We start from the raw sequence: 12,874 nt of genomic DNA on the forward strand, positions 1-12,874 counted from the left end.
ATTTATTTTTTCGAATTAAAAATATTTTTTTCAATTGTTGCAAGTGTTGTTTTTGTCCCATCAAAATTATGTACGTTGTAAATCCATTTTTCTATTTTTGGCAGATTTAATTTTATCCATATTTGTGCAGCATCTTTAGGTTCAATTTTTTTATATAAAATCATGTCCATAAGTTGATTTTCATCATCAATGGAAAAGCGAATATTTTTTAAAAATTGAACTACATTTGGACACTCTTTTGTATAATTTTTTCTTGAAATTGTAGAAACTGTAGATTTGCCTTGATTTGCGCCAAAGTAGTTTTCTCCTCCTTCTAAATAATTCATATTTATTTTATAGTTCATTGGGTGTGGTTGCCAACCTAAAAATACAATCCATTTTTTATTTTTATATGCTTGGTAAACCTGCATAAGCATAGCTTGTTCACTGGATTCAATTACTTTCCATTCTTTTAGATTATAAGCATTATCATCGATCATTTTTTGAATATTTTTATTTCCATCATTTCCAGGTTCGATTGCATATATTTTACCCTGAAATTTATTTTTAAATTTTTCAAGATCGGAAAATGATTTTACCCCTGCTTCGTATATATAATTTGGTACAGCCAATGTGTATTTTGCATTGTCTAACAGAGTTCCTAGATGTTCAATTTGATTATTATCTTTATATGGCTTTAAAATAGAGGCCATGGAAGGATACCAAGCGCCTAAAAAAACATCAATATCGTTATTTTTTAAACTGTTAAAAGTTATTTGCAGAGAAAGATTTTTTAATTTTGTTTCATATCCCATTGAATTTAAAATAGTTTTAGCTACTTCGGTTGTTGCTGTAATATCTGTCCAACCCACATCAGAGATGCGAATGATCTTACAATCAGGTGTTGCATTTGCTTTATAAAATAATAAATTAAGTGACATTAAAGTAAAGTAACATGTTTTGCGCATTATTCTTCTTCTTATTTAAATATTTTATAATTAAACATATTTTATTCATAATTAATTATCAAATTAATATCTCTCATATCATTTAGAGTGATACATATTCTTTTTAAAGATGTCAAATATGTTTTTTTGTTATATCGTATGAATTGATTTAAGTAAAAGCAAAATAATTGGATATCTATTAATAAAGGCATAAATATAAAAACAAAAGGAGACGAAAGTAATTAATTGATCTTTATATTAGATATTTTTTCAGCTTTAAATTATGCATTTTTAATAATTATTAATATTAGTAAAATTATAGAATTTTTATTTATGTAAATGATTTTTAAAGTATAATTTGTTTAGATAGTTGGTTAATTGAGAGTTTTTTTGAATTTACATTGATTCATTTGAAACTTGACTTTATCTATTGGAATGTTTATTAATTAGGCCGATGTGCTTGATGTTATTGTTATTTATTTTGCACGTAAATCTAGGGTATTATAATAGTTGAAAGATTAGGAGAGTGTGTGTGAGTTTCTCTGCCTCACTGTTGCAATTGTCTATTATAATGTCATTAATTATATTTTTGTTTATTTATTATATGAATAACAAAAAACTATTGATAAAATCTAGAGAATATTCAAAAAGAATTAATGAAATTGAAAATGAAATGGAGATTAGGGAATATTCTATTACTAAGGAAAAGACTCAGTTTCAATTTCAAATTGCAAATGAAGTGAGATCACCACTTGTTCCTTTGCAATTTTTAATTGCAAAAGCTGAAGAGTTATCTGAAGAAAGTCGAAAATTATTAAGGCAATCAATCCATCGATTACAGGATATTTCTCAATTAATTATACATAATAACCAAGAAAAAAACGAAGACTTTTCCTTAATTGGGCACACTCATGAAAAACATAAAGTTCAACTGTTATCAACTCTTATTCAAGATATTGTTTCTGAAAAAAGAATTCTATATCGTGAATTATTAGGGGTTGAAATTTTTGCAGAGTTAGGCCTATCTTCTTATGGCTTATTTGCTAAAATCCCACTCTTAGAATTTAAAAAAGTTTTGTCTCAGCTCATAGATAATTCTGTAGATACAATTTCAAATAATGGCAGTGTTAAAATCCGTTTGTCATCTAGTGCAGATAATATTTTTATGTTCATTACGAATAGTGGAACTTATAAAGCAACTAAAGCAATTCCAAAAATTATTTTAAGTGAATCGAATCGCTTGAAAACTACAAATAAAGGATCAGCTCTTTGTCATGCTAAAACAGTTGTTGAATCTATGGGGGGTAAGTTTGAATTTCGTGTTCAATTTGGTACAGGAGCAGCTGTAAAAATTATTCTTCCAAAAGTTTCTATTCCAAATTGGTTTGCTTCATCTTTAAAAATTAAGCCTAATTCTTATGTGGTTATTATTGATGAGGATGCATATATTCATAGTTTATGGCAAGAAAGTTTTAAAAATATATTATCAACTGATTTCAATATTCAGCTTATTCACTTTTCTCAACTTAAAGAAGTAATAGCATGGAGCGAAAGTGCAGAGTATAAAAAAATGGAGCATAAATATTTTTTAAGCGAATTTAATTTTAACGATTGTTCTATGAGTGGAATAGATTTTATATCTATGATGCCATTTACAAATAATTCATTTATAGTAACAAATAAATATACAGAAAAAAATATTATAGCAATTTGCCAAAAAGCAAATATAAAAATTATTCCAAAGGATAATTTATTTTTTATTCCACTTGAAGTATTAAAACCAAAAGATAAGCCAAATGCAATCTTAATAAATGATGATTCTTTAATTAAAATGGTGTGGCATTTGACAGCTATTAAGCAAAATAAAAAAATTGTAATTTATAAAAATCTTGAAAAATTTCTTGATAATCTTGAGATGTATGATCATGGAACCTCTCTATTTATAGATATCGATTATTTAAATAAAAACAGTGGAAATAAAAAGGTATTGCAAATTTATAATCTTGGTTTTAAACAAATTTATTTAATAACAGGACAAAATCCCAGTCTATTTATTCCAGCAAAATGGGTCAATGCAATTGTTACCAACGAGCCGCCTTGGTTATTAAAATGTTAAGTTCAAAAATTAAGGTATTTTAAATTTCTATTCATTATATTTTATTGACTATTAAAACTAAATAAATTCATTTACGGCTCTATGCGCCATGTCGATTGCTGTGTGTGTGTAAGGGTTCCAAGATGAGTCTGAATTTGCAATGGTAATATTATTAAATGGTTTGCTAGAGATTCTAATTGTTTTTTCCATGTCATCTTCATCGTCGAATAAATCTTTTGTCGTGTAAGAATATCCATGTGACCAACGGTTTACAGTGATTGCTAAAATATCTTTTTTGTGGTCAAATCCTTCACTGCCAAGCATGCGTTGCAACTGTTGACGAATGTCATTTTCCATTTCTGCAAATGGCGTTGTTAATAATTTAGCTCTAGCAAGTCGAGCTTGAGTGCGTGCATCGAGACCTGCATTTGGGGTTGTAGGCACATATACCATATGCAGACATATAGGTTCATTGGGATTTTTTGCATGGGAATATTTGTTAAAATCGACAGCATAATCAATTTTAACACGTGAATACTTCATGTCCGGTACATATATTTCATGGACTTTAAGTTTATTAAAAGATTGCCAGTTACGCAGAATGACTTTTGAATAGACGAGCGCTGCTTTTACATTTTTTGAGAGTGCAAGTTTTTGTTCGTTTGGTAAGTCTGGAATTATATGTGGAATCATCATATTGTAGCAGGCCATGACGCAATGTTTGGTTTGTATGCAATGCAATTTTCCGCTTTTGTCTAAATAACCCACGTCTATAGAATTATCAGAATTATTTTTAACATGCACAGCTGTGCTGTTTAATCGAATGCGGACCGGAGAATTTTTTAAATCTAATTTTGAATAATCAAATTTTGTTAAAATAAGATCATCTATATTATTTCCGGAAGCCACTTGAGGAATCATTTTACGCACAAGTAAACGAGCAATAGAAGCATTTCCATCAGGAAAATGATAAATATAGGGATCATTTAAGTCGTTATGGTCTTCACCCTCTAATGGAGGCAACTCCATTCCTTCGAAACCGGGGAGGGCGAGTGTTCTTGCTTCTAATGCTGAAATGCCGTCAGAGCCAATGGCAAAGAAATCATTACTGCGTGCTTGAAAATAGATTGCAGCTTGTTTACTCAAACCAGCATATTTTATTAAAAAATCGTGATAACTTATTTTTTTTAAATAGGCTAAACGTTCTTCAATTGATTTCTCTGGTAAATAATTTTTATTGTCTTCATATAATTTTATGAGAGCTATTTTATCATCTTTTGATAGAGGAAAGTCATTAATAAAGTCTTTTATTTTTCTGCCATTTAATCTTTTAGGATCAATATCATCTGCAACAGCTCGAGTTGGATCTCCTGTGACCATTTTATCTACATCAAAACTCTCTTTATTAAAAAAAACGGCTCGGCTCATGCCTAAATCTGGGTAGAAATTTCGATGAAATTTATTACCTAAATTATCAATATCAACACTTAATTCTTTTAATAACTGAATAGCTATTTTACTATAATTGCTTTTTGGAGATTGCAGTGATTCGGTTCCTCCATATCCAAGTATTAATTTTCCATCAATATGAAATTCATTTCTTTTGGCATGTCCGCCGAAGTCATCATGGTTGTCGAGGACAAGTATTTTTGCATTTTTTCCATATTTTTTTTGATAAAAATAGGCTGAGGATAAGCCACTGATACCACCTCCCACAATAACAGCATCATACTTTTCTTCGATGGATCTATTTTTAATTGGAAATTGCAATTTATCTCGGCCAAGCTTATGTGCATTTTCGAAAGAACCAACATGATTTCCTCTTAATCCCGTAAGTGCAGGAGGATAATAATCACTTTTTAATAAAGGTAAGGCATTTAATGCATCGATGGGTGCTAATCCCGCTGCAATTGAAATAGATAACCCATTTAAGAAATCTCGGCGACTGATGGTCATTTAATTCTCCTTTTGACTTTTTAAATATTAAATAAATTTAAAATGTTTAAAAATAAATGAAATTCTTATGAAGAAACTCCTCCAATTAAATTTGCAGGAACAGCTTCTTTTATTTTTTTAGGAGGAGGGAGATTCCAAGAGCTAATATCATTTTCAAATTCAGTGAAGTTTTTATGGAGCAACTGCTTATTTGTTCTTTTTTCTTCTTGTACGCTTGAAACAAAACGATTTTTATAATCATGACCCGGAAAAATAAGGGTGTCATCGGGTAAGGAAATTATTTTATGAAGAGAATCAAACATCTCTTTATTATTCCCAGATTGAAAATCTGTTCTGCCGCAGCTGCCAATAAACATACAATCCCCCGTGAGCAGTCTGCTTTCGTCAACCAATATTGAAAGACAATCGGGAGTGTGGCCAGGGGTTTCAAAGAATTGCAGTGAAACATTTCCCACATAATAGATTTCTTTTTCCTTTATTTTTGTGTGTGGATACTGTACTTCGCTTTTTGGACTCAGCAAAACTTCGGTTTTGCTGAAATGTTTTTTAAATTGATTTATTGCAGTAATGTGATCTGCATGCACATGTGTTTCTATAAGATACTTGAGTGTCCAATGATTGGTGTTTAGAAGTTCTAGATACACATCGAAGTTTTCATGGACTGAGTCGATGATAGTCACCTCATGACTCGAGCTGTCACCAATAATATAGGTATAAGTGCAGGAGATATCATCCACCAACTGTCTAAATATAAGACTCATATAGACTCCTTTGTAATGAAACCCAGTGAAAATGGAGAAGTGATCTTTTATAAAATATTGATGTTTAATAATTCATTTTTAAGTGAATTTCCAGTGATTTCTTGTTAAAATATCAATTTTTTTCTTTCCTTCAAAGTGAATGGTGTGAAAGGGTTTTAATGAGATGTAAATTAAAAATATGAAAAAATGTGTTTATAGAATTGAAGTTTTCAATATATTGTGATAATTGAGATTTGATATCAATTGATTCATAAATTCTTAAGAGGATCATAACTTGAATATTGTATCAATCTCCAAAATTCAGCCTTCTAAAAGCAGTTATAACAAATTGCTAACTTCTGTTACAAACACGCCAGCATGTTGTTGTTGTTAATTCATATCTTTATTTTCATTTTTTTTAAAAATAGAATATAAAATTTTTTTATTTAATTGATTTTATATTTCATATGATTCATTTATTAAAATTCTACTAAGAGAGATGTTTTATGACTGTTATACAAATTTCTAAAAAGAAAAATTTATACAAGATGCCATTTATTTATTTAACTATGATTTCATTAGGTGTTTTTTGTGGTTTATCAAACATAGAAAGCTTGCACACCATAGGCTTATTTATATCTGATCTATTTATAAAAATATTTAAATGTATAAGTATTCCAATTATATCACTTTCATTAATTGTGACATTATCAAACTATAGCTCGCAGAACTCTATGAAATCTATTTGGCAGCGCACGCTTTTTTACACGTTTGCAACGACTCTTATTGCTGCAACAGTGAGCGCGCTTCTTTATTATTTTATTAAACCAAGTAATGTTAGTTTTACAGAAACTATAACTGCGCCTGTTGTAAATACACAGACAAGCTATTTACAACATATTTCAAATATTATTCCTGCAAATATCATTGCTCCTTTTTTAGAAAATCAAGTTATGAGTGTATTGCTATTGAGCATTCTTGCAGGTATAGCAATTCGTTTTATTCCCGACGAGGAAGCGAAAAAAACCATCACTCAGTTCTTTAAAGGTGCGCACGGTTTATTTCTTGTCCTCACAAAGTGGATTGTAACGATTATTCCATTAGGACTGTTTGGCTTTGTGACTACCACTGTGATCCAGCTCCGTGGCGGAATGGATATGAAAGGTGTAGGAGAGTTTTTAGCTGTAATTGTTTTAGCAAATGTTATACAGGGATTTGTTATTTTGCCTTTGTGGTTAAAACTCAATGGAGTTCGTCCTTTTCAGACCATGCGTGGTATGTTACCTGCATTGTCATTGGCATTTTTCTCTAAGTCATCTGCAGGAACTTTGCCTGTTACAATGGAAAGTGCGGAAAAAAATGTTAAAATAAATCCAATTGTAAGTCGTTTTGTTCTACCTCTTTGCACAAGTATTAATATGAATGGCTGTGCAGCATTCATATTTACAACAGTGATATTTTTGATGCAAAATAATGGAGCAGATATCACTGTTGCAACAATGGGATTATGGATAATTATTTCAACAATTGCCGCAGTTGGAAACGCAGGCGTGCCGATGGGATGCTTCTTTCTGAGTGCAAGTCTACTGGCAAGTATGAACGTACCTATAGTGCTTTTAGCTGTTATTTTACCATTTTACAGTATCATTGATATGGTTGAGACCTCCCTTAATGTTTGGTCTGACTCATGTGTCGCTAAAGTTGTAAATGACAAAGTAAAATTCAAATTGACGGAACTTGAAAAAGTCTCATAGTTAAAGAAGAGTCCTTAAATAGCTAACCAAAAATTGAATATTTTTCTTACAACATCTTATATTTTTAAAGCATAAAAACATAAGATGTTGATAATTATTATAAAATATTAAAAGAAGCTTACCAAAAAAAAGTAAAAAAAACGGACATTAAAAATAATTTATGAAAGAGACAAATGCTGGGAGTACGTTTAAAGAGCCTTCTTTTGAGGCACAAATTATCTTTTTTTATGGAAAGTTACAAAAATGTTAAGTAAACAAACAAAAAAAATTGTTTTTTTAGTAGGCTTTTCTTTATGTGGCACAGCATTTGCAGATGGTTCAACTGTAGCGAATTCTATTCAAGTTCCTACAATACAAAATGATAAGTTGCAAAGCTCAAATAAAGTAATTTATCAAATTTATGAAGGCAATAGACTATTAGAAACCAATTCTAATGCGCGCTTTAAGCGTTCTTTGCCAGATAGAGGACAAAATTTAAGCGAACCGATACCGTCTTTTCCAATGCCAAGTTTCAATAAAATTGATGCTTATGTGAACAATCACAATGGCGCATTTCCCTACACTTGGGGTGCTGATGCGGACAATAAAAAAACTTGGACACAAGAGAAAACCTTTGCGAGCCTTGATTATAAAGACATTGGTACAGAGCTTGTCTGTTTAGATCCTACAGGGTGTCATGGTGCTTTTTCTGTGTCTAATACAATCTCTCCTCCTTTTCATCAAACCAATGTTAAAAATATTGGTTTCGCAATTAATAATATTAAAACCAATACCATGAGCTGGTTCTATGTTTCTGATCCAAATAATAGCATTGATAAATTTTATGTAACAAAGGGTGATGGAAAGTTTCCAGAAGTAACAACTCCTGAAAATAGCTATAGTCCAGCTGTGGAATTTAATGTGAAATACAATGAGCCTATTGCTTATATTATGTTCCACTCAAATCCAGGTGAAAAATTGTCTGTTTGGAATGGAAATACAGGCGCACCTTTTGTTGAGGAACCCATTACAAGCACCGACAGTTCAGAAACACAGAGTACAGGTACATTTTGGAAATTGGCATGGCAAAGCCAGGTGGGTAGGGGATCTTCATTAAGCAATACTTTTTCAATTACCCACGGGCTTACCAAAACAGAAACATCGAGTTTAGGTTATCAACTTGGGGTTAAACAAAGTTTTGGGATCGATGGTTTGTTTTCTACTGATATTTCTATGAACTTTAATCAAAATTGGGGCTGGTCAACAGCAGTGACAGATCAAAAAACATACTCAACGCAAATTTCTTTCCCTGTAGACTTTAGCAACGACCGCGCCGTGGCATATTACAATCTTATGTTGGGTGTGCATTCAAAAGCTCCCTTATTGGAAAAATTTGTAGATCCACAAAATCCAAACGGATTTAATGCGCAAATTGTTGATCACTTTGTTGGTCTACAGATGGCTAAAGCATTGCCTAGCGGAGTTTCAGGGGTTGAGAATGCGGTTGATGCATTGACTCCTTCTGGTGAATATATTTATGGAACTTTAGCTGTTAACAGAAATTGAATTTTTCTCTACCGATCAGCGTAAAATAATGGCACAAAAGCAGTTAAAGATACGATAATTACTTAATAACATTGGGTAATTATCGTATTTAAAATTTATTTTATAAAATTTGAAAATAAACAAATAATTAATTAATAAATAAAATGATTCAATTAATTGGATCATTTTATTTATGCTAATAAACAAGGAGGTTTTTTGGTTATGTTTCAAATTTTTGCGAAAAAATCGTGTCTAGCTTTTTCGGGATTAATTTTTTCACTCACATCCAATGCATATTGCCCAAATAGCGAAGATCTACGTTTAAATGAAAATTATAATTATGTTGCAATCACCGACCAAGGAGAATGGACTCAAAAGAATAGTTTAGAAAAATTTAATTCCGCAGCAAATTCTTTTATCACTCTTCGATTTGTCTATGCACTTAGTCCAGAAGCTCAAAACAAGTTTAATGAAATTTTATGTATTTATAATATAAATGATTCATATGTGTTTCTTAAGTCACCAAGGAATAAAAAATATGCACTTTCAAATGAAAATCAGACATCAACAAGTTTTTGGGTAGAAAGTGAAAGAAGAAATAAACTTAATCTTTGCGTGACTTTTACAGCTCCAAAAAGATGTCACTTTTATGAATTGTAATTTAATAAATTTCAAATTTAATTAGGGTGTATTCTCAAATTTTAGCCCACATAATTAAGTATCTAATTTAATTATTTATTTTTGAAAATAGAAATAAATATCCGTTATTTTCAATGTCATTTTTCATTTCTAATTGTTCATAATCTGTTTCAATTAGACTAATATGGGTGTCATTATGTTTGTACCAGTTATTATTATCCGCCATAATATAAGCTACATAATGCCCACCGTTTAATCCATTGCCATAGTGAACAACAACTCCATTTAATTCATAAGAAACGCTTGTTTTTTCGGATAAGTTCATACTAAAAAAATCGATATTTATATTTTTAGATAAAGAAATATTGTCATTATTTTTAGATAATTTTCCGTTTAAGTCATGAGTAAATCTTTTTAATCCAAAAACAAATTTATCTGGAATTTTATTCATATCTTTCAAAGTAAAGTATGTATTTTTTGTAATATTATGCGGGACACCTTCAACCCTAAAATCATCTATTTCTGTAGTTAAATTATTTAAAAGCAATTGATCAAAAGAGTGGAGTTTATTTTGTATATTTATACGAAAATAAAATATATCATTAGGGCTGCCGTCTTTTTTTGTAGATTCTGCTTGTGCAGGTAATTTTCTTCCGCTTTTTAATACAATTTGTGTAGAAATAGTAAGGGATGGTAAAACTGAATTGAGATCTAGCAAATCAATTAATTTAACGAAATATTCATCAGCATCCATTTGATCTTTTTTTAGTGAATATCCAGAAATAGTTCCATCGCCTCCTTGTGATTTTAATTCATTTTTAATATTTTCAAATAAGGTATTTAATTGATATTCATAGAAAGGATCTTTTGCATTCTCAAAAGTTACTTGAGAAGGATTTGTATTTAATAAGTCATTTTTTCTGTTCATTATTGCCATGAAATCATAAAATGATTTTTGAACATCGGTATTTTTTTTAATACTCGGATTTACTTTATGGTTACGTAAATATTCCCATATCAATTTATGAACAGAGTTGGCAAAACAAGTATTTCCTAAATTCACTGTTCCTAAAGCCTCGGAAAGATAGATTTTGTTACTTTCTGAGTTAGAAATGCCTGCCGGCTGTTCAGTATTATTTTTCTGGTTGGAATTACTGCAACCTATTAGAAATAATAAACTAAAAAGTAAACTGTGAGTTAGGATATTTAATTTCATCATAATTGAACTGTTACCTTTGTTATTTTGGATTCGTTAAACTTCATAATCCAATTTTTGCTGGAAATTTGCTAAAAAATTAAGTTTTTTCAATATTTGAGATCACACCCTAAATATGAGTCTGTCTTGCTCTATCGATCATTGTATGTAGTAATGTAACAGCAGCAGGAGTTATTCCGCTGATGCGTGATGCCTGACCTAAAGTGCTAGGACTGTGTTTTTTAAGTTTTTCCACAACTTCACGCGAGAGTCCGCTTACTAAAGAATAATTAAAATTATCAGGAATCCAAACGTGATCATATGTGCGAAGCTTATCGCTTTGGGTTTCTTCTCTTTTAATATATCCTTCATATTTAACTTCAATTTCAACACAGCGTAAAATACGTAAATCATAATTTGAAATAAGACCTGCTTCTTTTAGATAACGAACATTGACTTCAGGTCTTTTTAAATAAGCATCCAATGTTACGTTTGTCGAAATTTCAGGTAAATTATTTTCTGTTAATTTACTGTTTAATTCTGGAGTTGGGTTTAGCCAAATACTCTTTAAACGAGCACGTTCAGAGGATATTTTTTGCATACGATCTTTAAATTTTTCATACACTTCATCATCTATTAAACCGAGGGTACGACCGTATTCTGTTAGACGAGAGTCTGCATTGTCTTCTCTGAGTTTTAATCTATTTTCAGCTCGACTTGTAAACATTCTATAAGGTTCATTTGTACCTAAAGTTGTTAAATCATCAATAAGAACACCAATGTAACTTTCAGAGCGACTTAAGACAAAAGGTTCTTTACCGCTCACATTGAGTGCAGCGTTGATTCCAGCTATGAGGCCCTGTGCCGCTGCTTCTTCATACCCTGTTGTTCCGTTAAGTTGCCCCGCAAAATAAAGATTCTTAATTTTTTTAGTCTCGAGAGTTGGACGCAGCTCAGTTGGTTGTACGAAATCATATTCAATGGCATACCCAGGTTTCATTAATACAACGTTTTCAAAACCAGCGATGGTTTTTAAAAACTCTTCTTGCACATGAATAGGTAAACTCGTGCTGATACCATTTGGATAAATCTCATGTGTTTGATATCCCTCAGGTTCAATAAAAATTTGATGGCTCAAACGGTCAGGGAATTTTACAACTTTGTCTTCAATACTCGGGCAGTAACGAGGGCCAATTCCTGTTATTACGCCGCTGTAAAGAGGCGATAAGTGCATATGATTTTTAATGACTTCATGTGTTTTTTCGTTTGTGTAAGTAATATAACATGGAACTAATTCTTGAGTTATTTTGTCAGTACGCATGCTAAATGGTACGAAATCAGGATCGCTGTCTTGACGCTCCAAACGAGAAAAATCAATTGAACGTGCATCGAGACGAGGTGTTGTCCCAGTTTTCATACGTCCTACCTGAAAGCCATAATCTTTTAAAGCTTGGGCAAGTTCGACACTTGCAGGTTCTCCTGCGCGACCTGCAGTTATTCTTCTTTCACCAATATGAATTAAACCGTTTAAAAAAGTTCCTGTAGTGAGGATAACACAGTGCGAGTGAATAATTTGATCAAGAGATGTCTTTACTCCATAAGCACAATTTTTATCTAATATTAAAGAAGAAACAGTGTCCTGTAAAATATCGAGGCAAGGCGTGTCTTCGAGGGTTTTGCGTACATAAGTGCGATATAAATCCATGTCGGCTTGTGCTCGACTGGACCAAATGGCTGGACCTTTGCTTTTGTTTAATATGCGATATTGAATGCCTGTTTTGTCGATCGCAGCGCCCATTTCTCCGCCTAAAGCATCGATTTCTTTAACTAAATGTCCTTTGGCGGTACCGCCAATAGCAGGATTACATGACATTTGTCCAATGCGATCGATGCTCATGGAAATGAGAAGTGTTTTCTTTTTCATACGAGCTGATGCAAGTGCTGCTTCGCAACCTGCATGTCCTCCTCCAACAACAACCACATCATAATTTAATGAACGCATAAATATTTTCCTCAAAAACACAAAAAGCAGGATGTCATAAAGA

At 31.5% G+C, this 12,874-nt stretch carries 9 protein-coding genes; 4 read left to right on the forward strand and 5 right to left on the reverse strand.

From position 1 onward, the window contains the following. Positions 1-2: 2 nt before the first annotated feature. On the reverse strand, positions 3-947 hold the full coding sequence (gene choX, locus GCL57_RS00825) for a choline ABC transporter substrate-binding protein (protein WP_152211359.1): 945 nt from the start codon (positions 945-947) through the stop codon (positions 3-5). 511 nt (positions 948-1,458) lie between these two features. On the opposite strand from choX, the gene GCL57_RS00830 reads away from it, so the two are divergent. Continuing rightward, positions 1,459-3,042: an ATP-binding protein gene (locus GCL57_RS00830; protein WP_152211360.1), complete on the forward strand. Its 1,584-nt coding sequence runs from the start codon at positions 1,459-1,461 to the stop codon at positions 3,040-3,042. Between the two features lie 57 nt (positions 3,043-3,099). Here the strand turns inward: GCL57_RS00830 and GCL57_RS00835 are convergent, their stop codons facing one another. Then, positions 3,100-4,977, reverse strand: coding sequence for an NAD(P)-binding protein (locus GCL57_RS00835; protein WP_152211361.1), 1,878 nt, complete (start codon positions 4,975-4,977; stop codon positions 3,100-3,102). A 65-nt stretch (positions 4,978-5,042) separates the two neighbouring features. Then, a complete protein-coding gene (locus GCL57_RS00840) occupies positions 5,043-5,738 on the reverse strand; it encodes an MBL fold metallo-hydrolase (protein ID WP_152211362.1) in 696 nt (231 codons plus the stop codon). 485 nt (positions 5,739-6,223) lie between these two features. Here GCL57_RS00840 and GCL57_RS00845 point away from each other — a divergent pair, with 485 nt between their 5' ends. The 3 genes from GCL57_RS00845 (at position 6,224) to GCL57_RS00855 (ending at position 9,655) form a co-directional block, all read left to right on the forward strand. Continuing rightward, positions 6,224-7,471 (forward strand): dicarboxylate/amino acid:cation symporter, encoded by a 1,248-nt coding sequence (locus GCL57_RS00845; protein ID WP_152211363.1) that lies wholly within the window; start codon positions 6,224-6,226, stop codon positions 7,469-7,471. Positions 7,472-7,714: 243 nt separating this feature from the next. Further along, a complete protein-coding gene (locus tag GCL57_RS00850; protein ID WP_152211364.1) occupies positions 7,715-9,016 on the forward strand; it encodes a hypothetical protein in 1,302 nt (433 codons plus the stop codon). Between the two features lie 201 nt (positions 9,017-9,217). Next, complete coding sequence (locus tag GCL57_RS00855) at positions 9,218-9,655, forward strand: DUF3757 domain-containing protein (protein WP_152211365.1); 438 nt, start codon at positions 9,218-9,220, stop codon at positions 9,653-9,655. 67 nt (positions 9,656-9,722) lie between these two features. Here the strand turns inward: GCL57_RS00855 and GCL57_RS00860 are convergent, their stop codons facing one another. Beyond that, positions 9,723-10,853: a ubiquitin carboxyl-terminal hydrolase family protein gene (locus GCL57_RS00860; protein WP_152211366.1), complete on the reverse strand. Its 1,131-nt coding sequence runs from the start codon at positions 10,851-10,853 to the stop codon at positions 9,723-9,725. A 106-nt stretch (positions 10,854-10,959) separates the two neighbouring features. After that, complete coding sequence (gene mnmG / locus GCL57_RS00865) at positions 10,960-12,831, reverse strand: tRNA uridine-5-carboxymethylaminomethyl(34) synthesis enzyme MnmG (protein ID WP_152211367.1); 1,872 nt, start codon at positions 12,829-12,831, stop codon at positions 10,960-10,962. Between the last annotated feature and the right edge of the window lie 43 nt (positions 12,832-12,874).

This window comes from Fluviispira multicolorata, from assembly GCF_009208585.1.
GTDB classification, from domain to species: Bacteria; Bdellovibrionota_B; Oligoflexia; order Silvanigrellales; family Silvanigrellaceae; genus Silvanigrella; species Silvanigrella multicolorata.